This is a genomic window from Actinoplanes sp. NPDC049598, from assembly GCF_040675435.1.
Classification (GTDB): Bacteria; Actinomycetota; Actinomycetes; order Mycobacteriales; family Micromonosporaceae; genus Actinoplanes.
Genome location: NZ_JBFAOX010000016.1, coordinates 75,133 through 95,680, shown reverse-complemented (window position 1 = coordinate 95,680; position 20,548 = coordinate 75,133). Strand labels below are relative to the sequence as shown.

Annotated in this window: 18 protein-coding genes and 1 tRNA gene; 6 read left to right on the top strand and 13 right to left on the bottom strand. The window is 70.0% G+C overall.

What is annotated here, in order from left to right; all coding sequences use genetic code 11:
• Positions 1–56 precede the first annotated feature (56 nt).
• From AB0J66_RS31775 to AB0J66_RS31765, 3 genes are read right to left on the bottom strand one after another with little or no spacing between them, the layout of a single operon-like run.
• Complete coding sequence (locus AB0J66_RS31775) at positions 57–1,424, bottom strand: PP2C family serine/threonine-protein phosphatase (protein WP_364668454.1); 1,368 nt, start codon at positions 1,422–1,424, stop codon at positions 57–59.
• Positions 1,421–1,909: an FHA domain-containing protein gene (locus AB0J66_RS31770; protein ID WP_364668451.1), complete on the bottom strand. Its 489-nt coding sequence runs from the start codon at positions 1,907–1,909 to the stop codon at positions 1,421–1,423. Before AB0J66_RS31770 ends, AB0J66_RS31775 begins: the two co-directional genes overlap by 4 nt.
• Positions 1,910–1,914: 5 nt before the next feature.
• The gene (locus tag AB0J66_RS31765) at positions 1,915–2,706 is read right to left on the bottom strand and encodes a DUF3662 and FHA domain-containing protein (RefSeq protein ID WP_097326989.1); all 792 of its coding nucleotides are present in this window, start codon (positions 2,704–2,706) and stop codon (positions 1,915–1,917) included.
• A gap of 197 nt (positions 2,707–2,903) precedes the next feature.
• Here AB0J66_RS31765 and AB0J66_RS31760 point away from each other — a divergent pair.
• From AB0J66_RS31760 to AB0J66_RS31750, 3 genes are all read left to right on the top strand, one after another.
• A tRNA-Leu gene (locus AB0J66_RS31760) sits at positions 2,904–2,986 on the top strand.
• 899 nt (positions 2,987–3,885) lie between these two features.
• Positions 3,886–4,689, top strand: a complete 804-nt coding sequence (locus AB0J66_RS31755) for a WecB/TagA/CpsF family glycosyltransferase (RefSeq protein ID WP_364668728.1) — start codon at positions 3,886–3,888, stop codon at positions 4,687–4,689.
• 122 nt (positions 4,690–4,811) lie between these two features.
• Positions 4,812–5,408: a hypothetical protein gene (locus AB0J66_RS31750; RefSeq protein ID WP_364668449.1), complete on the top strand. Its 597-nt coding sequence runs from the start codon at positions 4,812–4,814 to the stop codon at positions 5,406–5,408.
• Here the strand turns inward: AB0J66_RS31750 and AB0J66_RS31745 are convergent.
• The 3 genes from AB0J66_RS31745 to AB0J66_RS31735 all read right to left on the bottom strand — a co-directional run bounded on the left by AB0J66_RS31745 (position 5,405) and on the right by AB0J66_RS31735 (position 7,064).
• Complete coding sequence (locus AB0J66_RS31745) at positions 5,405–5,878, bottom strand: hypothetical protein (protein WP_364668446.1); 474 nt, start codon at positions 5,876–5,878, stop codon at positions 5,405–5,407. The two genes, AB0J66_RS31750 and AB0J66_RS31745, sit on opposite strands and share 4 nt — an antisense overlap.
• Positions 5,879–5,994: 116 nt before the next feature.
• Positions 5,995–6,219: a DUF397 domain-containing protein gene (locus tag AB0J66_RS31740; protein WP_364668443.1), complete on the bottom strand. Its 225-nt coding sequence runs from the start codon at positions 6,217–6,219 to the stop codon at positions 5,995–5,997.
• Positions 6,183–7,064: a helix-turn-helix transcriptional regulator gene (locus AB0J66_RS31735; RefSeq protein WP_364668441.1), complete on the bottom strand. Its 882-nt coding sequence runs from the start codon at positions 7,062–7,064 to the stop codon at positions 6,183–6,185. Before AB0J66_RS31735 ends, AB0J66_RS31740 begins: the two co-directional genes overlap by 37 nt.
• A 386-nt stretch (positions 7,065–7,450) precedes the next feature.
• Between AB0J66_RS31735 and AB0J66_RS31730 the strand changes: the two genes are divergently transcribed.
• Complete coding sequence (locus AB0J66_RS31730) at positions 7,451–7,750, top strand: hypothetical protein (RefSeq protein WP_364668439.1); 300 nt, start codon at positions 7,451–7,453, stop codon at positions 7,748–7,750.
• On the opposite strand, the gene AB0J66_RS31725 is transcribed toward AB0J66_RS31730, so the two are convergent.
• Entirely contained in the window at positions 7,747–8,643 is an 897-nt protein-coding gene (locus tag AB0J66_RS31725; RefSeq protein WP_364668436.1) for a PASTA domain-containing protein, read from the bottom strand. The two genes, AB0J66_RS31730 and AB0J66_RS31725, sit on opposite strands and share 4 nt — an antisense overlap.
• Positions 8,644–8,810: 167 nt before the next feature.
• Between AB0J66_RS31725 and AB0J66_RS31720 the strand changes: the two genes are divergently transcribed.
• Positions 8,811–10,208, top strand: coding sequence for a Hansenula MRAKII killer toxin-resistant protein 1 (locus tag AB0J66_RS31720; RefSeq protein ID WP_364668434.1), 1,398 nt, complete (start codon positions 8,811–8,813; stop codon positions 10,206–10,208).
• Positions 10,209–10,369: 161 nt separating this feature from the next.
• Here AB0J66_RS31720 and AB0J66_RS31715 read toward each other — a convergent pair whose 3' ends face one another.
• Both AB0J66_RS31715 and AB0J66_RS31710 read right to left on the bottom strand, forming a co-directional pair.
• Positions 10,370–11,824 (bottom strand): glutamate--cysteine ligase, encoded by a 1,455-nt coding sequence (locus AB0J66_RS31715; RefSeq protein WP_364668431.1) that lies wholly within the window; start codon positions 11,822–11,824, stop codon positions 10,370–10,372.
• Positions 11,825–11,981: 157 nt separating this feature from the next.
• Positions 11,982–12,560: a YceI family protein gene (locus tag AB0J66_RS31710; protein WP_364668428.1), complete on the bottom strand. Its 579-nt coding sequence runs from the start codon at positions 12,558–12,560 to the stop codon at positions 11,982–11,984.
• Between the two features lie 102 nt (positions 12,561–12,662).
• Here AB0J66_RS31710 and AB0J66_RS31705 point away from each other — a divergent pair, with 102 nt between their 5' ends.
• Positions 12,663–13,157: a MarR family transcriptional regulator gene (locus AB0J66_RS31705; RefSeq protein WP_364668426.1), complete on the top strand. Its 495-nt coding sequence runs from the start codon at positions 12,663–12,665 to the stop codon at positions 13,155–13,157.
• Positions 13,158–13,531: 374 nt separating this feature from the next.
• Here AB0J66_RS31705 and AB0J66_RS31700 read toward each other — a convergent pair whose 3' ends face one another.
• The 4 genes from AB0J66_RS31700 to AB0J66_RS31685 all read right to left on the bottom strand — a co-directional run bounded on the left by AB0J66_RS31700 (position 13,532) and on the right by AB0J66_RS31685 (position 20,355).
• Positions 13,532–15,955, bottom strand: coding sequence for a helix-turn-helix domain-containing protein (locus AB0J66_RS31700; RefSeq protein WP_364668423.1), 2,424 nt, complete (start codon positions 15,953–15,955; stop codon positions 13,532–13,534).
• An 88-nt stretch (positions 15,956–16,043) separates the two neighbouring features.
• Complete coding sequence (locus AB0J66_RS31695) at positions 16,044–17,198, bottom strand: acyl-CoA dehydrogenase family protein (protein WP_364668726.1); 1,155 nt, start codon at positions 17,196–17,198, stop codon at positions 16,044–16,046.
• 21 nt (positions 17,199–17,219) lie between these two features.
• Entirely contained in the window at positions 17,220–18,740 is a 1,521-nt protein-coding gene (locus AB0J66_RS31690; RefSeq protein ID WP_364668420.1) for an acyl-CoA carboxylase subunit beta, read from the bottom strand.
• Positions 18,741–18,972: 232 nt separating this feature from the next.
• Positions 18,973–20,355 (bottom strand): chaplin family protein, encoded by a 1,383-nt coding sequence (locus AB0J66_RS31685; protein WP_364668418.1) that lies wholly within the window; start codon positions 20,353–20,355, stop codon positions 18,973–18,975.
• Between the last annotated feature and the right edge of the window lie 193 nt (positions 20,356–20,548).

The following is a 20,548-nucleotide window of genomic DNA, read 5'->3' as shown; positions in this document are numbered from 1 at the left end:
GAGCCGGTACGGCGGGCGCGGTCAAGAGGTATCCCCAGACGTTGTCGAGCCGAAGCTCAGTTGACGGTCCGGCACCCGACCGGATCGACGACCGGCGGTGCGGACTCGGTTACCTGAGCCGACGGCGAGAGAGCGGAAGCGGCGGAGGACTGCACGGTCGGCACCGGTGTGGTCGGCGCGGCCGTCGGAGCCGTGGACGTGCTGCACAGCGGCTTCAGGTTCGGGTTGGACGGCTGATCGTCGGTGAGCTCGGTCAGCATCCGCTGGGCGTCCGGCCGGTCGTCGGCGTGGATGCCCTGCTTCACCCTGTCCTGCGCGGTCGAGGTCAGGTCGTCGAGCCGGGTCGGGCTGGTCTCGTTGACCGTCGAGAGGTCGAGACCGGCGATCTGCCCCGGCACACCGCGGAATATGGCCACCTGACCGGCGTCGGTCGCGCCCACGTAGTACTGATCCTGCGTGTACCGGTAGCCCAGCCAGAGGCCGCCGCCGAGCACGCCGAGCAGCACCAGCACCAGCAGGCTGGTGCGAACCGGGTGGCCCTTGGGCGCCGGCTCCTCCTGCTGCTGCGGCTCGGGCTGCGGCTGCGCCGGCCGCGGGGCCTGCAGCGCGGCGGCCCGCGAGGCCGGGGTGGAGGCGTCGGCGACCGTGTTGTTGCCCCGGTCGAGGGAGGCCGCGCCACCCACGACGGGCGCCTGCTCGGCGATGTCGCCGTCGGTCGCGTCCGCGATCACCACGGTGATGTTGTCGGGCCCGCCGCCGCGCAGCGCGAGCTGCACGAGCCGCTCCACACAGGCCTGCGGGTCGGCGATCTCCCGCAGCGTCTGGCCGATCGTGTCGGCGCTGACCACCCCGGAGAGGCCGTCGCTGCAGATCAGGTAGCGGTCACCCTTGAGCACCTGGCGAACCGAGTACTCCGGGTCGATGTCCCGGCCGTCGAGGGCGCGGGTCAGCAGCGACCGCTGCGGGTGGCTGCTCGCCTCCTCGGGGCTGACACGCCCCTCGTCGACGAGCATCTGCACATACGTGTCGTCCTTGGTGATCTGCGCGAACTCGCCGTTGCGCAACAGGTACGCCCGGGAGTCGCCGATGTGCACCATGCCGAACTTGCTGCCCGAGAAGAGCACCGCGGTCAGCGTGGTGCCCATGCCCTCGAGCTGTGGGTTGGCGTCGACGGTGTCGCGCAGATGTTGGTTGGCGAGGCCGACCGCGTGACGGAGCGCGTCGACCAGGGCGTCACCGGGGACGTCCTCGTCGAGCGGCGCCATCGCGGCGATCACGATGTTGGAGGCGACGTCACCGGCGGCCATGCCGCCCATCCCGTCGGCGACAGCAAGCAGCCGCGGCCCGGCGTAGACGGAGTCCTGGTTCAGGTCTCGGATCAGACCGCGGTCGCTCTGAGCGGCGTAGCGCAGGGTCAGGGTCATGGCCGTAACTCGAGTGAAGTGCGCCCGATGCGGATCGGTACGCCAAGGGGGACGAAAGTAAGTCCGGAGACCTTATCGTGGCCGAGGTACGTGCCGTTCGTCGAGCCGAGATCCTCGACGAACCACTGACCGTCCTGGGGCACGAGCCGGGCATGCCGGGTCGAGGCGAAGTCATCGGTGATGACGAGGGTGGAATCCCCCGCCCGCCCGATGGTGATAGGAGCCTCACTCAGCGTGATGCGCGTGCCGTTGAGCTGACCCGCGGTCACCAGGAGCTGCCGCGCCGCCTTACCGCTCCGCGCGGCCTTGGCCGGCGGCGGAGCCGAGGGCACCGTGCCACCCACCCCCCGAGGGCTGGCGACGATGCCCTTGGACCGAACCCCGGCGAACAGATCCTTCCGGATCACTCCCACCACCGTGAACACGAAGATCCACAGCAGGATGAGAAAGCCGAACCGGGCGACGGTGAGGACGAATTCGGGCAAGGTCGCTAGCCGTCCACTCGGAAGGTGAGCGTGGTCGTCCCGAGCTGGATCATGTCGCCCGGGTTGAGCGCCACGGCCGACACCCGCTGGCCGTTGACCATCGTCCCGTTCGTCGACCCGAGATCGGTCAGCACGACCTGGTTGCCGTCGTAGTCCAGCCGCGCGTGGCGCCGCGAGATGCCGACGTCGGGCAGGCGCAGATTGGCCTGGTCACCCCGGCCGATCACGGTCGAGCCCATCTGCAACGGGTACGTACGCCCGTCACCGGAGATCAGGCCCACCGACCCGCGCCCGTTCGGCGCGCCGCCACCACCGTGCTGCTGGTAGCCACCCTGGTCGTACGGCGGGTACTGCGGGCCGGCGTCATACGCCGGCTGCTGCACCGGGGCGACCTCGCCGCCCGTGTACACCTCGGCGGTCACACGGAACATGCCCGTGTCCAGCCCGTCACCACGCTCGATCTCGACGATCACGTCCCCATAGACCGTCCAGGCCTGCTCCCCGATGAACTCGGCCTGCGACTGGGCCAGCTCCTGGGCGAGCGCGGCGGCATAAGGCGCCAGCCGGCTGTGGTCATAAGGTGAGAGGTCGATCACGTAGCGGTTCGGCACCAGCGTGCGGCCACCGGCCAAGATGGCCTTGTGCGCCTCAGCCTCCCGCTGCATGGCATTCAGGATCTCCACAGGGTGCACGACACCCTTGAAGACCTTGGCGAAGGCCCCCTCGACCAGGCCTTCCAATCGCTTTTCAAAGCGCTGCAGCACGCTCACCGGCTCCTCCTCGGCTTCCGAGGACATGATGGTATCCGGCCGCCGCTTCCGCATCTCTAGCTCAAGGACGACCGGCACTTCTGACCCTCGTATGACACCCGTAGACGCCGTGCTAGTCTTCTCGGCGTCACAGGCGATATCAACTCGCATGGTGACGTGCGACAGCGTAGTCTGTCGCAGCTAGTAACAAAAAGGCAGGCTCTCGGGCCAGTCTTTTTGGCCACGGGGATGTGGCGGAATGGCAGACGCGCACGGTTCAGGTCCGTGTGTCCGAAAGGACGTGGGGGTTCAACTCCCCCCATCCCCACGAGGCGCCGGGCGCCCTGTGTTCGCTGAGAAGCGCGAACCGGGGCGCCTTCGTCATATCTATCTGGGGGGCGACCCCCCAGACCCCCACGTTCCATCTGGTTACGGTGGGTGGTGGGTTGCGCTGGTTGGCGGTACGCGTGAACGCGCTCCGCGTTCGGCCGGCTCGGCGCTTGCGATCCTCGGTGATCTTGCGGCTGGCACAGCACCCAGATACGTGGGGCCATGCCGCTCAGAGGAGGCCCCGCTGCGCGGGAGAATGAACTCCGAGCGTGAGATTTCTTCAGTCTGAGGAATCGGTTGGTCTCCTTTTGGTCTCTTCGTGGCGTTGGTTAGTCGGCTCACTAAGCGTTCGGGGTGGTGGGCGGCTTGGGTTGGTCACGATTTGGAATCGGCTCGTGTCGCGAAGCCCGGGCGCGTCGCACAAGGGGTGCGACCCCCGAACGGGCGAAGCCCGGTCCAAGGGCCTAAAGGGGTTGGGCTGGGGTCCCGTTGCGACGGCAGGTAGGGACCAGATCACAGAGGGGTGAGGTCTGCAAGCGGGGTGTGCTTGCGGACCCCACCCCTCTCTGATCCCCTCGCCAGCCGCCGCAGCGGGACCCCCAGCCCAACCCCAACCTCCCGCCCACCCCAAGCCGAGCAACGGCCCCCACCCAAAGCCCTCCTGTCGCTGGGGGTCCCCGCAGCCGATGGCCAGGGTCTGGGGCAGCGCCCCAGGGTCTTCATGACCAAAACGGCCGGCAAGGCAGCAACCGAGGCCGGAATACGACAGCCACAACAAACGCTCACTCATCGCAGCCATAAAGGTGACCCCCCTACCGACCGCTATGCTCGGCGGCGAAAATCGACCCCACGCGGCAATCCCCAGGAGCGTGTTTTGTGACGGCCGAACGCACCGGCATCGATTCAGGCAAGCGCAGCGTCCTGGGCGTCCTGGTCGACATCACCACCTACGCCGACGCCACCACCCGCATCATGGACGCCGCCCGTGACCGCCGCCCCTACGCCGTCACCGCCCTGGCCGTCCACGGCGTGATGACCGGCGTGGAGGACAAGGCCCACAACGCCCGCCTGAACTCTTTCGATTTGGTCACTCCGGACGGCCAGCCCGTCCGCTGGGCGCTCAACCTGCTGCACCACGCCAACCTGACCGACCGCGTCTACGGCCCCACCCTCACCCTGAAGGTCGTGGAGCAGGCCGCGAACGAAGGTCTGCCCATCTACCTGTACGGCTCCACCCAGCCCACCCTCGACCGCTTGATCCCCGCGCTGGAGAAAATGTTCCCCGCGCTGAAGATCGCCGGCGTGGAGGCGTCGAAGTTCCGGAGCAACCACCCCGGCGAGGAGTACGAGATCGCCGAGCGCATCAAGGCGTCGGGCGCCCGGATCGTCCTGGTCGGTCTGGGCTGCCCTCGTCAGGAGGTCTTCACCTATGTGATGCGCCCTCTGCTCGACATGCCGCTGCTGGCCGTCGGCGCCGCGTTCGACTACCACGCCGGTCTGCTCAAGAACCCGCCCGCGTGGATGCAGAAGTACGCGCTCGAGTGGCTGTGGCGTCTGGGGCTGGAGCCGAAGCGCCTGTGGAAGCGCTACATCCTTCTCAACCCGGCTTACCTGGCCCGGCTGGCCGCGCAGCGCACCGGTCTGTGGAAGGCGACTCCGCCGGCGCCGACCACGGAGCCCGTCGCCACCTTCGCGGTCTAGGACAAACTGCTCCACAGTGGGCACTCGGGGGTTACCCCCGTGTCGGAGAACACTCCCCTACGGGTGTCGGTCCGGTGATAACCCGGTTTCGCGGAAAGCGCGCCGGGTGAAGGCTGGTCGATGTGAACACCGTTGCGGACCTCATTCTCGCCGGCGCCCTGGTCGCGGTCTGGCTCACTGCTGGGCTGCTGGCCGACCGGCTGCCGGCCGCCCGGTCGGCGCGTGAGCTCCGCCGCCGCGCCGGCGTTCTCACCGCGCTCGTCGGGGCCGGCGCTTCGGTGTTCGTCGCCGTTCCGGTCGTCACCGGGCTGTTGCCGGGTGATTCGGCGGCGCCGTCGGCCGCTCTGGCCTCCGCCGTCCCGGCTTTGATCGTGCTCACCGCGAGCCTGCACCGGCTGGGCCGGGTGCGCCGCGGCGCCGGCGCGTTCGTCTCGGCCCCGCACACTCCGGTCCCGCCGGGTCTGCGGGCCGCCGCCGCGCATCCGCTGATTCTGGTCCCGTTGCAGGTGACCGCGCTGGCCACGCTGCTCGGACTGCCGATCGCCGCGCGCGTGGTGGAGGTGCCCGGGGCCGACCTGGCCGGCATCGCGATCACCGTGGTGGGGGTGGCCGTCCTGGCCATCGGGGTCCGGGCCGCCCTGCGCCACAGCCGCCTCAGCGTGCTGGTGCTGGCCCCGATGGGGCGCAGCCGGCCGAAGGTCCCGGCGGACATCCGCTAGTTCTTCTTGGCTTCCTGCACGTAAAGCAGCTCGAGGATCGAGCGCGCGGCCTCGAACCAGCGGTCGAGCCAGTCCGAGGGCGGCAGCGTTCCCCGCGCCGGCAGCTCCATGAGCAGGCCGCGGAGCAGCGGGTGGTCGGCCATCGACTGCGACCCGGAGTCGGGCCAGCCGCTGGACGGGAACACCGGCTCCGACAGGCCCTGCAGGTCCAGCGACGGCAGCTTGGCCGCACGGTCCAGAGGGCTGGTGGGTTCGATGCTGTGTGAGTCGATGCTGCGCGCGTCGATGCTGTGGGAACGGCCGGGTGACCGGGTCGGCAGCCCGGAGGAGCTGCTGCGCGACACGAGCTCGCCGTCGGTGTCCGACAGCGCGTCCCGCCGGTTCTGGCGGTAGGCGCTGACTCCGCCGCTGAACCTGTCCTGCGCGGTGGAGGAGGAGCCGTTGCTGAGGTTGTCCGAACCAATCGTCATCTGTCTGCCTTGCCTCGCTGGCGTTTCGCGGTTCAACGAGGCGAGCGCGGAAATGACTACGGCCGGCCCTCCCGCTCGACGGGAGGGCCGGCCGCACTGCGACTCCGACCGTGAGGTCAGAGGTCGAACTCGCCGTCCTTGGCGCCGCCGACGAACGCGTCCCATTCGGCGGCGGTGAAGATCAGTGCAGGCCCGTTCGGGTTCTTGGAGTCGCGCACCGCGATGGCCTCGTCCACGAAGGCAACTTCGACGCAGTTGTCGGAGTTGGGGCCGCTGCGCGTGCTCTTGAACCACTGTGCGCGGCTCAGATCGAGCCGGAAACCCTTCGATTCGACTTCCACAATGGCTCCTCTACCAGCATTTCAATCATCTCGATGGACTCCTCCGGGGGGAGGGCCGTCGTCCGGATGCTCTCGAAGATGGAGATGTACTTGCCGAGCTCCTCGGCCTTCTCCAGAAACAGTCCGCCGGTCGCGTTGTCGATGTAGACCACGTCCGCGTCCCCCTCCTCTTCGAACTCGAGAATGGCGAACGTGCTGTCCATGCCCGCATGCGCACCGACTGCGAAGGGCAAGATCTGCAACGTCACGTTCGGCAACCGCGCGGCGTTGATCAATTTCGCCAATTGATCGCGCATCACCGCGTCGCCGCCGACCGGCCGGCTCACCACCGCCTCATCGAGCACCACCCAAAGATCGATCGGATCGTCCTGAATCAATAACGACTGCCGCTCCATCCGGACGCGCACCCGCTGCGCGATTTCCTGGTCGTTGTCCCCCAGTCGGGCGGCCCGAATCATCGCAATTGCATACTCTTCGCTCTGCAGAAGACCGGGGATGACCTGCTGTTCGTACGTTCGTATGGACCTGGTGGCCGCCTCGAGTCCCACATAGGCGCCGCTCAAAACCGTAGAAAAGGGATGCCACCATCCCTTTTGTCGCGCTTCTCGGGCAATTTGGACAAGCTCTTGCTTCACCACGGCGGTTACGCGATAAATGTCCAGCATGGCGCCGACATCAGCCGGTGTGGCGCTCGTGTGACCCGTCTCGATCCGGGACACTTTGGACGTTGAGCATCCGAGTCGCTCGGCCACCATGTCGATCGTGATTCGGGCCGCCTCCCGGTGCCGGCGCAACTCGACCCCGAGCCGGCGGCGGCGAATGGTGGGACTGCGATGCTGATTCACGAGCACCAGTCTCCCTGTCGATCATTTAATGATTCAAGTTGACGGCCGCCAAGACCAACAATCACGGATGGCTGACATGCAACTTGCATCGATCGGACTCGTGGTGCAATCTTTTCGGTATGGCTCGTATCACTCTGTCAACTTGGAGGATGCGGCCAACCGCGGCTCAGTGCAGCGATGCGGCGCCGATTACGCGGTGTCGATGCTCGTCGGGTCCGAATTGGACTGATCCAGTTGAGGCCGTCCGTCAGGATCGGTCATGGTGACGTTCCGCAACGCTTTCGATGATTGGCATCGTCGGATGCTTGCAATGGCGTTTTCGCCGTGCACACTTGTTGCTTCCGTGTCAAGGTTCACCTGAGACGACTTTCAGGGCAGGAGTAGACGTGTTACCTCGGTCCGGTGATGTCATACACGTGACAAAAGCAGCCAGCGTCCAGTTCGCGGCACCGATGCTGTTCCGTGTCATCCGGGTCCATGACTGGCCGACGTACGAGGGCTGGATCTGGCTCGACGGTTACGAGCTCAACCCCACGGGCGACGCGGTCGAGCGACGATCAATCTTCGTGCAGGTCAGCGGTCTGCGCGCCGTCGGCAAGGCGCCCGACCCCCGGACCCGCAACGGCCGGCAGCCGGGCCTCGGAAGCGGCTCGATCCAGGCTCGGGCGGCTCGCGCCAACCGCTAGTCGCCGTCCGTGCCGGTGCCTTCGGTGGCGCCGGTGGTGGCCGCACTCGTCGGTACGGTCGTCGCGCCGTCGCCGGCGACCACGAGCGTGACGACAGTGTCCGGTGGTACTTCCTGCCCCTCCGCCGGGTCACTGTCGACCACCGTTCCGGCCGGCGCGTCCACCGCGCGGTATTTGATCCGGTAGTTGAGGCCGGTCGCGTTCAGCGCGGCCTGGGCCGCCTCCAGCGTCAGGCCGCGCAGCGCGGGCACCGGCACCTCGGTGATCGTCGGCTCGGTCGTGGTCGGGGACGGTGCCGTCGTCGTGGTGGCCGGCGCGGAGCTCGGCGTGGTCGCCTGCGTGGTCGCGGTGGCGCTCCGGGTGGGCGCGGCAGCCGAGGACGCGGTCACGGCCGGCGCCGGCGCCTCGTCGTTGTCCGAGTTCTGCACGATCAGATAAATCGCCCAGGCCAGGACACCGAGCAGCACCAGCGCGATGAGGCCGACCACGATCGGCATCCACCAGCGGTCCCGCCCGCCCGGCGCCGGCTCGGCGGCGGCCGACCAGTCGACCTCGGGATATCCGCGGCCCGGCTGTGGCGTGCGCACTTCGGCCCGTCCCGACCAGGCCGGGTTGGCCCGGCTGGGCGCCCAGTCGTCGGCCGGCAGCACGGTGGTCGGTTTGTCGGTGTAAGCCGGCACTGTCCGGACGTCGTCCAGCGTGTCGTCCGGTCGGCTGCCGCCGGTGAGCGTGTCCTCGTCCGACGGCGGCGGGACGGCGGCCGTCGCTTTGGCCGGCGCGACCTGGGTCGCGTCGTCCTCGACGGCGGGCAGATCCAGCTTGGTGGCGTCGTCCTTCTCCGGGGCGGAGCCGTCGGCCGAGGGACGTCGCTTCTCGTCGCTCTCGTCGGACATCAGCCACTCCTCCGGCTAGGTCACCCGCAGGGGTCAACGTATCGAATCTTGGGGGACGTGTCTGGCCTCCGCGGGACAAACACACCAGGTGAGCTCGGGTGAAACGGCCATCCGGGCGGTTACCGACGGATTAGCAGGCATCGGCGCTTACCGCTACAGTGCCCGGCATGGCCGACAAACGGGCCGGCACTGCGGCCGACGAGGGCTGGATCACGCGGGTCGCCACCGCCGCCGGAGTGGCCGCGGGCGCCGGCGCCGCCCAGCTGGGTCTGGGCTACGGCCTCGGCGTGGTGGTCTGGCCGACCGCCACGACCCCGGATGACAGCGTGTGGCTGGGCAGCCTCGGCTGGGCGACCTGGATCACCGCGAGCGCCACGGTCTTCGGCGCGGTGATCGGCAGCCGGGTCCGCGGTGGTCCGGGTCCGCGGTCCACCGGCGCCTGGCGTTTCGCCCTCGCCGCTTGCGCGGCCTTGGGGGCCTTGGTGACGGTCGCGCTGATCGCGCTTCCGGCTCGTTCGGCCGTACGCGCCGACACGCTCACTCCGCAGGTGCTGGCCGGGGGTTATGCCGCCATCGGGCTGCTCCTGGGCCTGGTGGTCGCGATCTGGGCCGTGTCGTCGGCGCCGGTGGCGGCCAATCTGATCGCCACCACGATCTGGTTGTGGGGCTTGGCCATCGCCGCGACAGTCGTCGAACTGGCCGCCCACCGCACCTCGGCCACCTACCTGACGAGCTGGCAGTTCGCCGAGGTCGCCTCCAGCGGCCGCTACGGCACCATCTACTGGCCGAGCGCCCTGCTCACCCTGGGCGCCGCCTTCCTGCTCGGCGCGATCGCCGCCGCGCCCTTCGCCCGCCGCGGCGATCTGGGCGCCGGCGCCGCCACCTCCGGCGCCGCCGGCCCGCTCCTGGTCGCCGTGGCCTTCCTGGCCCTGGCCCCGCGCTTGACCGGCGCCCTGGGCCCGATCGAGTCGGCCTACCTGATCGCCCCGTACGCCGTCCTCACCGGCCTGGCCGGCTCCGCCCTGGCCGTAGCCATCACCCGCACCATCTCGGCCCGCCGCTCCCGCCGCACCCCCCACCCGGCAACTCCCACCCCCTACACCCCCGTCCCGGCGCCCACACCCACCCTGCGCCCAGCTCCGGAGTCCGATCCGAAATCGGCGCCCGCCGCCAAGCCCGTTCCCCCTGAGCCCGTAGCGAAGCCGGCCAAGCCCTCAGCCGCGCCGCCTAAGCCCGCTGCAGTCCCTGCGTCCAGGCCGCCCGCAGCTGTTCCGGTGGCCAAGCCGGCTGAGCCGGCGACCGTTCCCGCGACGGGGCCGGACGAGCCGCCCAAGGCCAAGAGCAGGCTTTTCGGCCGCCCGAAGACCCCACCGAGCCCAACCCCCGACGAGGACTCGGCCGAGATCAAGAAGCCCGTGGCCACCGACCCGGAGATCGCCGCCGCGGCCCGCCCCACGCCGCGCCCCCGCCCGAAGAAGGCACCGGCTTCGAAGTCGACGGTCACACCCCCGCCGCCCACCCCCACCGTCGCGCAGATCAACCCGAAGCCGTCAGCCGACGCCTAAGGCCTGTTTCATAACTGGGGTGGGTGCGAGGCGCGGTCCAGATTTCGTCTGGCGGTGGACCGTGGAGGTCTGGCTACCGGTGTTGTAACCAGGCCTCCACGGGACGCCGCCAGGCGGAATCTGGGCCTCGCCGCAGCCCCGCCTCAGTTATGAAACAGGCCTTAGTCGCTGGGCCAGGTGTGGATGGGCTCGTTGGTCTGTTGCAGGGTCCAGTAGCGGAGCAGCATCTCGCGCAGGGCGGCCGAGCGGTCGAGACCCCGGCGCTCCTCGGCGTGGCGGACGAAATCGGTCTGCCAGGTGGCGCCGTTGCGGGCCAGGCGGCAGCGGTCGTCGATGATGGCCAGCAGGCGGTCGCGGAGGGCGGGGTCGACGCCGTAGCGGTCGAGGCCGTCGTACGCCTTCGGGAGCAGGACGGTGCGGACCAGGTCGGTTGCCGTGATCTCGCCGTGGCCGGGCCAGGTCATGGTCGCCTCGATGCCGCCGCGGGCGCCGGCGTGGAAGTTGTCGCGGGCCGCCGCGAACGGCAGGCGGGACCAGATCGGGCGTTCCTCCTCGGCGAGCTGGCGGACCACGCCGAAGTAGAAGGCCGCGTTGGCCAGCAGATCGATCACGGTGGGGCCGGACGGCAGGACGCGGTTCTCCACGCGCAGGTGAGGGCGGCCATCGACGACGTCGTAGACCGGCCGGTTCCACCGGTAGACCGTGCCGTTGTGCAGGCGTAGCTCGCCGAGCCGGGGGACGCCGCCGGCCCGGAGCACTTCGAACGGGTCTTCCGGCTCCAGGAGAGGCAGCAGTGGAGGAAAGAAGGTGACGTTCTCCTCGAACAGGTCGAACACCGAGGTGATCCATCGCTCGCCGAACCACACGCGGGGTCGTACGCCCTGGGCCTTGAGCTCGTCCGGGCGGGTGTCCGTAGCCTGCTGGAACAGCGCGATCCGGGTTTCCGCCCACAGGCGCCGGCCGTACAGGTAGGGCGAGTTGGCGCCGATCGCCACCTGCGGGCCGGCGATGGCCTGGGCGGCGTTCCAGAAGCGGTGGAAGCGGTCGGGCGGCACCTGGAGGTGGAACTGCGCGCTGGTGCACGCGGCCTCGGGGGTGATCGAGTCGCTGGCGCTCTGCAGCCGCTCGACGCCGTGGATGTCGACGCGGAACTGTTCGCCCCGCGCGCCTGCCATCTCGTCGTTGAGCAGGCGGTAACGCTCGTTGGCGGAGAGGTTGCCCAGCACCACGTCGTCGGGGGTGACGGTGGGCAGCGTGCCGATCATCACCAGGCGGCAGTCGGCCTTGGCCCCGGCTCGATCCAGGCTGTCGCGCAGTTCGTGCTCGTAGTCGGCCAGTCCACGGCCGGCGAGCGCGCGTGGCGGGGCGTTGAGCTCGAGGTTGAACTGGCCGAGCTCGGTCTGGAAGACCGGGTCGTCGAGCCGGGCGAGGACTTCGGCGTTGCGCATGGCGGGCCGGGCGTCGGCGTCGATCAGGTTGATCTCGATTTCGAGCCCGGTCATCCCGTCCCGGGTCTCGAAGGCGCCCTGGTCGAGCATCTGGGCGAACGCGTCGAGGCAGTGCCGCACTTTGCGGCGGTAGCGCACGCGATCCTCGGGGGCGAAACCGACGGTCATTTACCCTCCCGGCACGGCCAGGGACGAAACGGACGTCGATCACCACTCTGTGAGCGAACCTGTACGCCCGGTCCACCTTGCCATCCCGGCGAGGGTTAACACCAGTCAAGAAAGAGCCGCCGTCCTGGCATGCGGACGGCGGCTCCACTGAGGATGATCAGGCGCGGCGGACGGCCTCGCCCTCGATCTCGATCTTGATCTTCTTGCTGACCATGACGCCACCGCTCTCCAGCGCCATGTTCCAGGTGAGGCCCCAGTCCTCACGGTCGATCTCGGTGCTCGCGCTGAAACCGAAGACCGACTGGCCGTACGGGCTGGTGCCGGCGCCCTCGAACTCGACGACCAGCTCGACCGGCTTGGTCACACCCTTGATCGTGAGCTCGCCGTCGAGGACGAACTCGGCGCCCGAGTGGCTCTTGATGCCGGTGCTGCGGAACTCGAGGGTCGGGTACTTCTCCGACTCGAAGAAGTCGCCGCTGCGCAGGTGGTTGTCGCGGTCGACCTGGCCGGTCTCGATGCTGGCGGCGTTGATCGAGGCGGTGACGGAGGACTGCAGCGGGTCCTCGGCGATCGTGATGACGGCGCTGGCCTCGGCGAACTGACCGCGAACCTTGCTGACCATGAGGTGTCGAGCCACAAACCCGACGCGCTTGTGCGCGGCATCGAGGTCGTAGGTCCCGGCGGCGGGGATCTGGAGACCCTCGAAGGCGCGAGTGCTGGCGACGGACTCGGTCATGACAATTCCTTCTCTCAGGCACGGGACGTTCGGTGTTTGTGTGACACAGCAACTATATGCCAAGCAATATTCCACCTGTCAAGGGCCGTGTACGATGGTCATGTGAGTACGAACCTGGATGACCCCCGCTTCACCGCCATCGGGCTGTTCGCCGAGGCGTTCACGGGGCTGACCAATCGTTTCGCCGCCCAGTTCGAGGAACACCGTCTCTCCGCCGTCGAGTTCGAGGTGTTGATGAGACTTGCCCGCTCCCCTGGTCACCGGCTCCGCATGACCGACCTGGCCGGTCAGACCTCCCTCTCCACCAGTGGCGTCACCCGCGTCGTGGACCGGATGGACCGCGACGGGCTGGTCGTGCGCGAGGCGTGTGCCACCGACCGTCGCAGTTCCTACGCGGTGATCACCGAGGCCGGCCGGCAGCGGCTCGACGAGGTGCTGCCCGGCCACATGGAGTTGATCCAGCAGTGGTTCATCGGCCAGCTGAGCCCCGCGGAGCTCGACGGTTTGATGACCTCCCTGCGCCGCATCCGGGACGCGGTCAATCCGTGCGCCACGGCGGGCAGCACGGACAGCGCGGAACCGGCCGCAGCGGCCTGATCACCGCCCGTCGCGCGACCGGGGATCAACCGGCAGAACTACCGGCAGGATCGGGCGACCCGGTGACCAAAAGGGACAAATGCCCCCGGTTTTGCGGCGGCGCGCGGCTACTGTGATCCGCGCAAGGGGGATGCGGCGCGACCGAGGCGCGTGCGGGGCTTACGGGGGAGCTTCGTTCTCGCCGCTTAACTGGTGGGGCGCTGCGACGGCCGGCGCGTGGGGGGCACGATCGCCGGCCGTCGCCGCCCCTCCTCCTGCCGCGTGGCCCGCGATGCCGGCCGACGCCGAGATCACGCGAGGAGCCGGGCCGCGAAGAGCCGCGCCAGGTGGGCGCGGAGCCGGGCCGCCGAGAGAGCCGCGCCAGGTGGGCGCGGCTAGAAGAGGCGGCCGAGCCGCTCGCGATCCCGAGGCAGCAGGGTGATTCCCCCGACGCGGCACAGTTCCCGCAGGCGGCGCTCGGTGGCCTCCCGCTCCGCCGGGTCCGGCGTGCTGACGATCAGGCCGACCAGCGCCTCGACGGTGTCGCGAGGATCATGACCCCCGTCGTACGCGTCGGCGGCCGCGGCGAAGCACTCGGCCGCCCGCTTGTTCTCGCCCCGCTGCAGCGCGATCGCCGCCTCGACCACGGCGGCCGGGCCGTCCGGCGGTGAGTCACCTTCGGGGCGCAGCAGATCACGTACCGCCTCGGCCTCGGCGACCCGGCCCGACTCGGCCAGCGCCTGCCCGATCGTGGCCAGCAGCCGGCGCCGGTGGTTGGGATCGCCGAGCTCGATCAGCTCGGTCATCGCGCTGCGCCCCAGCCGCTCGGCCTCGTCGGGCCGTCCGTCCAAACGGGCCACCTCGGCCAGGTTGGCCAGCGCCACCGCCCGGAGCCGCAACTCACCGCAGGCGCCGGCCAGCTCGTCGACCGCGGCCAGGCGGCGACGCGCCGCCGGTAAATCTCCTTCGCGGATCTCGTGCCAGGTCAGATTGTTCTCGGCGATCGCCATGTCCCTGGTCCGGCCGCCGCGACGGGCCAGCACGAGGGCCGCCTCACCGTGGCGGCGCGCCTCACCGAACCCGCCGGTGGTCATCCACAGCGAGGCGAGCTGGGTGTGCGCGGTGAGCTGGCCGGCGGCCGAGCCGAGCCGTTCGAACTCCGCGAGGGCGGCGGCCGCCGAGCCGATCTCCTCCGCGCCCGCGCCGTGCTCGAGCGCGAGCTGGGCCAGGCCGATGCGGGCCCAGGCCCGGACCGCGGGGTCGGCGTCGGCGGTGCGCGGGTCGTCGACGAGCCGGCGCAGCCACTGCCGCCCGGTCACGTCGCGGCCCCGGAAGCGCCACCAGCGCGGCAGCGCGGCCGCGATGCGCAGCGCGGTGTGCGGGTCCTCGCCGGCGGCGAACGCCAGGGCGGTGCCCAGGTCACCGGCCACGCTGTCGAGCCGGTCGGCCGCCTCGGCCAGCCGCACGCCGATCAGGTCGGGCGCGGTGCGCTGGGCGAGATCGGCCAGCGCCATCGCGTGCCGCCGGCGGGCCTCGGTCAGCTCGCCCTCGGCCGCGGCCCGTTCGGCCGCGAAGTCGCGCACCACGTCGAGCAGCCGGAACCGGTAGGCCCGGCGGCCGCGCACGCTGAGCAGACCGAGCTCGAGCAGCCGGTCCAGCAGATGCACCACGTCGGCCCGGCCGTCGTCGATGAGCTGCTCGGCGAGCTCGATCGACCAGCGGTAGCGGAACATGGCCAACCGGCGCAGCGCCCGCTGCTCGTCGGCGTTGAGCAGGCGATAGCTGGCCGCCACGGCCTCGCGCAGCGACACCACCGTCTCGCGGGCGGGCAGCCCGGAGCCGGGGCGGTCCAGGTCGAGCACGCGGTCGCCGTAGCGGTCGAGGATCTCCGGGACGGTCAGCACGCGCCCGCGCGCGGCGGCCAGCTCGATCGCGAGCGGCAGCCCGCCGAGACGACGGACCAGGGCGGTCAGCGCCGGGACCTCGTCGGCCTCCAGCTCACGGCCCAGTCGTTGAAGAAAAAGACCTACAGCGGGGTAGGCCGCCACCTCCGGCAGGGCGTTGGCGGTGCCGGGCGGCGGCGCGGTCAGCGGTACGACCGGCCGGACGCGTTCCGCCCGCAGGCCGACCGGATGCCGGCCGGTGGCGATGAACCGCAGCTCGGGCAGCCGTTCCAGCAGGCGGCCGAGGCTCTCGGCAGCGGCCTCGGGCGAGCGCTCGACCGCGTCGGCGAACAGCAGCGCGGGCCGTCCGCCCAGCTTGTCCCGCAGGTCGTCGGGGCGGCCGACGCCGAACTCGGCGGCGATGCTGCCGAGCATCTCCCCCACCGTGCTGCCGTCGGTGATCACGACGCCGGCCACCCCGCCGGGATAGGCCCGGGCGACCCGGCGCGCGACCACGAAGGCGAGGCTCGTCTTGCCGACGCCGGCGATGCCGACCAGGGTGAGACCGCGGGGGCCGTCGGGGTCGCTGAGCAGGCGGCTGAGCTCGTCGATGTCGTCGTCGCGGCCGATCAGCTCGACGGTCTGCAACACCCGGAGGAACCCGGTCGGCGGCGGCTCCTCCGGTGATTGGCCGCGGGCCGCGGCCAGGAACGTCTCGCGGTCGGCGCCGGCCAGGCCCAGGGCGGCCGCGAGCAGCTCGGCCGTGGTGCGCTGGGGGCGGGACGCCCGGCCCCGCTCCAGATCGCGGACGGTGCGGACACCGATCGCGGCCCGGGCGGCCAGCTCCTCCTGGGTCAGCTTCGCCCGCAGCCGGTGCCGGCGCAGCACGGCGGCGAAGCCGGAACCACCCCGGTCGTCCCCGTCGTCAGCCGCCATGAAACCGACGTTAAGCAGGGTTTCCGCACTCCGCGAGCAGAGATCCGCTCGTGTCGGAAAGCGGACGTATCTATAGAACCGATTAGTCCTATAGGCCCAGACCGCGGGCGATCAGCATGCGCTGGACCTCGGAGGTTCCCTCGCCGATCTCCAGGATCTTCGCATCGCGGTAGAAGCGGCCGACAGCCGACTCGTTCATGAAGCCGTATCCACCGTGGACCTGGGTCGCCCAGCGGCTGTTCTCCATGGCGGCGTTGCTGGCGTTGAGCTTGGCGATCGCCGCATACCGCTTGAAGTCGTCGCCGGCCAGCATGCGCGCGGCGGCGTCGTAGTAGCCGAGCCGGGCCGTGTGGGCGCGCAGCTCCATGTCGGCGATCATGAACTGGACGGCTTGATAGTTGCCGATCGTCTGGCCGAAGGCGGTGCGCTGGCCGGCGTATTTCACCGACTCGTCGACGCAGCCCTGAGCCAGGCCGACGGAGAGCGCGGCGATGGCGATCCGCCCCTCGTCGAGGATGCGCAGGAACTGGGCGAAACCGCGGCCGCGCTCGCCGAGCAGGTTGCCGGCGGGAACCCGTACGTCGTCGAAGGAAAGCTCGTGGGTGTCCGACGCGCACCAGCCGACCTTGGAGTAACCCGGGGCCACGGTGAAGCCGGGCGTGCCGGACGGCACGATGATCGTGGACAGCTCCTTCGAGCCGTCGGGGTTGACGCCGGTCACGGCCATGACGGTGACCAGGCAGGTGATGTCGGTGCCGGAGTTGGTGATGAAGGCCTTGGTCCCGTTGATCACCCACTCGCCGGTGGACTCGTCGAGCACCGCGCGGGTGGTCGTGCCGGCGGCGTCGGAGCCGGTGCCGGGCTCGGTCAGGCCGAAGCCGGCCAGGGCCTCACCGGTCGTCAGCCGGGGCAGCCACTGCTCCTTCTGCTCGGGCGTGCCGAAGCGGTAGATCGGCATGGCGCCGAGCGAGACCGCGGCCTCGAGGGTGACCGCGACCGAGCTGTCCACCCGGGCCAGTTCCTCCAGGGCGATGCAGAGCGCGAAGTAGTCACCGCCCATGCCGCCGAACTCCTCGGGGAAGGGCAGCCCGAACAGGCCCATCTTGCCCATCTGGCGGATCAGGTCGTACGGGAAGGTCTTGTGCTCGTAGTGCTCGGCGATGACCGGAGCGACCTGTTCCACGGCGAAGTCCCGGACGCTGGCCCGCAGCGCCTCCTGCTCCTCGCCGAGCCGGAAGTCCACCATGACGTGCTCCTTCAGAAGTCAGACGGGCGTGACGCCGTGCCGGCGCCGGGCGAAGCCGCGGTCCTTGCCCCGCGCGGCGCGGTAGCGGCGGATGAGCTCGTCGCGCAGGTCGCCCGGCTCGACGACGGTGTCCACGACCAGCTCGCTGGCCAGCCGCATGATGTCGATGTCCTGCTCGTACTCGGCGCGGCGCTCGGCCACGAAGGCGGCGCGCTCCTCGTCGGTGGGCAGGGCGGCGATCTTGTTGGCGTAGACGGCGTTCACCGCGGCCTCCGCCCCCATCACCGCGATCTTGGCGGTGGGCAGGGCGATCGTGGCCTCCGGGTCGAAGCCGGGGCCGGCCATCGCGTACAGACCGGCGCCGTAGGCCTTGCGGACCACGACGCAGATCTTGGGCACGGTGGCCTCGGAGATCGCGGTGACCATCTTGGCGCCGTGCCGGATGATGCCCTGTTTCTCCACCGCCGAGCCGACCATGAAGCCCGGCACGTCGCAGAGGAACAGCAGCGGGATGTTGAAGGCGTCGCAGAGCTGCACGAAGCGGCTCGCCTTGTCGGCCGAGTCGGGGAAGAGCACGCCGCCCTTGAACATCGAGTTGTTGCCGACGACGCCGACCACCTCGCCGTCGAGGCGGGCCAGCCCGATCGTGAGCTCCTTGGCCCACAGGGCCTGGATCTCGAAGTACGAACCCTCGTCGACCAGGCCCTTGATGTAACGCCGCATGTCGAAGGCCTGGCGCTCGCTGGCCGGGACCAGGGCGGCGAGGTCGGCGCCGGTGGTCGCGCGCGGCTCGGCGACCGGCGGGCGACCCTCCCAATTGGAGGGCAGATAGGAGAGGTACGTCCGTACGACGTCGAGCGCGTCCTGCTCGGTCTTGCAGAGGAAGTGGCCGACGCCGGACTCGGTGCAGTGGACCTTGGCGCCGCCCATCGCCTCGAGGGTCGTCTTCTCCCCGGTGACCATCTCGACCATGCGGTCGGAGCCGAGATACATGCTCGCGTTGCCCTCGACCATGGCCACGATGTCGCAGAAGGCCGGCATGTAGGCCCCGCCGGCGGCGGACGGGCCGAACAGGGCGCAGGCCTGCGGGATCGCGCCGGACGCCCGGACCTGGGTGTGGAAGATCTTGCCGGCGCCGCGGCGGCCCGGGAAGAGGTCGACCTGGTCGGTGATGCGGGCGCCGGCCGAGTCGACGAGATAGATCATCGGTACGCCGTACTCCACGGCGCGCTCGATGATCCGGATGATCTTCTCGACCGTGCGGGCGCCCCAGGAACCGGCCTTGACCGTCGAGTCGTTCGCCATCAGGCAGACGTCGCGGCCGTCGAGGCGGGCCACCCCGGTGATCACGCCGTCGGCCGGCAGGCCGTCGGCCAGGCTGTTGGCGAACAGGCCGTCCTCGACGAAGGAACCCTCGTCGACCAGCAGCGCGATGCGCTCGCGGGCGAAGAGCTTGCCCTTGGCCGCGTTGGCCGCGTGGTAGCGCTCGGCGCCGCCGGCCAGCACCCGCTTGCGCGCCTGGGCGAGATCGTCCTCCACCGGGGCTCCCTACCTGAAAGATCAGACTGAACGATCGTTAGGGCTTAACGACCGTTAGGGTAGCCCATCCGTCAAGGTCGCGGCAACGACGGACGGGAGCCTCCGCCGATCGCGGAGACTCCCGTCCGTTTCACTGCCCCGGCGTCGTGGAGGAACACCGGTTACTGCTCGACGCCTCCTGGCGTCGTCGGGTCGCGTCCTGGGACCGGCGCGACCCGGTCTGTGCGGGTGATCAGCGCAGCGTGTTGAGCAGGCCCAGGCCCGTGGCGTCGCTGACCGAGCCGGCCAGGTCGGTCACCGGGGAACCCTCGGTCATCGCCTTGCGGCCACCGGTGGCCTTGCTGTTCGAACCGGTCGCGGCCGGCTTGGTGTAGCCGGCGACCGGCTCCTCCGCGGGCTCCTCGCCCTGGGCCGCCGCGGGCTCCTCGTCGTCCTTGGTGTAGCCCGGCTTGTCGCCGCGGACGCCACCGTCACCCTTGACGCCGCCGGCACCCTTGTAGTCGTTCGGGTCCTCGCCCTGCGCGCCGCCGAAGTCGTCGTCGTCGCCGTGGCCGTGGTGACCCGGGCGGCCGTGGCCGTGGCCGTGGTCGCCGTCCCAGTCGTCGTCGCCGCCCCAGAAGCCGTCCCGGTCGTCGCCCCAGAAGCCGCCACGGTCGCGGTCGCGGCCGTCCCGGTCGCTGAGGTCGTTGACGCAGGCCGCCGAGGACTGGGCGGCACCGAGGATGCCGACCGAGGTGCCGCAGACGTTGATCGGCACGTTGATCGGAACACCGATCTGGGTGCCGTTCAGGATGCCGTTGTTGTCACCGTTGCTCTGGATGAAGTCGTCGTGGTGACCGGTCCCCTTCTCCAGCTTGTTGACGGAGACGGCGCGGGAGCTCGAGGCGCCGAGGACGGCGACCGAGGTGCCCGACAGGTTCACCGGCAGGCTGATCGGCGCGTACAGCTGGGTGCCGTTGGCGATCCCGTTGTTGTCGCCGTTGCTCTGCCAGGCGCTCTCCTTGGTCCGGGACTTGCCCTTGACCGAGCCGCTCTCCAGGCTGTTCACGCACAGCGCCCGGCTGTCGGCCGCGCCGAGCAGCGCGATCGAGGTGCCACAGACGTTGATCGGGACGTCGATCGGCGCGTACAGCTGGGTGCCGTTCAGGATCCCGTTGTTGTCGCCGTTCGACTGGATGTCGCCGTCGCGGTCCCGCCAGCCGTGCTCGGTGGTGCGGCCGCTCTCGAGCTTGTTGACGCCGACGCCCTGGGCCCGGGCCTGGCCGGCGACCGCAGCCGCCGTGCCGACGACGTTCACCGGAACGTTGACCGGCAGGTAGGCCTGGGTGCCGTTCAGGATGCCGTTGTTGTCCCCGTTGGACTGGACGCCGCGGCGGCCGCTCTCCAGGGAGTTGATGCCGGCGCCGCGCGAGTCGGCCACGCCCAGGATGCCGACCGAGGTGCCGACGACGTTGACCGGGACCCGGACCGGGACGGCGAGCTGGGTCCCGTTCAGGATCCCGTTGTTGTCGCCGTTCGACTGGATGACGTCGGCCTGCGCCGCGGCCGGGGCGAACAGCAGGGCGCCAGCGGCCAGGACGCCGACGCTCAGAGTCTTACGAACCCAAGTCTTCATGAGAAAAGAAATGCCTTTCAAGAATGGTCCGGCAAAAATGCATGCGTATTCAATTGAGGGCGATGCGTTTTCGGGCGCAGCGGTGCCCTGGCTCGGTTTCCTTCTGCCCTGACTCCGCTTGTCGACGTGCGCCCACAAGGCGCATCGGTGCGGTGCGAGTGATTTCAGGCGTCTACGATTCGCCGCTTGTTCG

What these genes read in the sequence shown, in the direction of transcription:
- AB0J66_RS31700 (WP_364668423.1), bottom strand. Translation starts at nt 15,955, where the DNA reads ATGGCGGCTGACGACGGGGACGACCGGGGTGGTTCCGGCTTCGCCGCC.
- AB0J66_RS31710 (WP_364668428.1), bottom strand. Translation starts at nt 12,560, where the DNA reads ATGACCGAGTCCGTCGCCAGCACTCGCGCCTTCGAGGGTCTCCAGATC.
- AB0J66_RS31745 (WP_364668446.1), bottom strand. Translation starts at nt 5,878, where the DNA reads ATGACGATTGGTTCGGACAACCTCAGCAACGGCTCCTCCTCCACCGCG.
- AB0J66_RS31715 (WP_364668431.1), bottom strand. Translation starts at nt 11,824, where the DNA reads ATGACCGTCGGTTTCGCCCCCGAGGATCGCGTGCGCTACCGCCGCAAA.
- AB0J66_RS31685 (WP_364668418.1), bottom strand. Translation starts at nt 20,355, where the DNA reads ATGAAGACTTGGGTTCGTAAGACTCTGAGCGTCGGCGTCCTGGCCGCT.
- AB0J66_RS31775 (WP_364668454.1), bottom strand. Translation starts at nt 1,424, where the DNA reads ATGACCCTGACCCTGCGCTACGCCGCTCAGAGCGACCGCGGTCTGATC.
- AB0J66_RS31765 (WP_097326989.1), bottom strand. Translation starts at nt 2,706, where the DNA reads ATGTCCTCGGAAGCCGAGGAGGAGCCGGTGAGCGTGCTGCAGCGCTTT.
- AB0J66_RS31725 (WP_364668436.1), bottom strand. Translation starts at nt 8,643, where the DNA reads ATGTCCGACGAGAGCGACGAGAAGCGACGTCCCTCGGCCGACGGCTCC.
- AB0J66_RS31720 (WP_364668434.1), top strand. Translation starts at nt 8,811, where the DNA reads ATGGCCGACAAACGGGCCGGCACTGCGGCCGACGAGGGCTGGATCACG.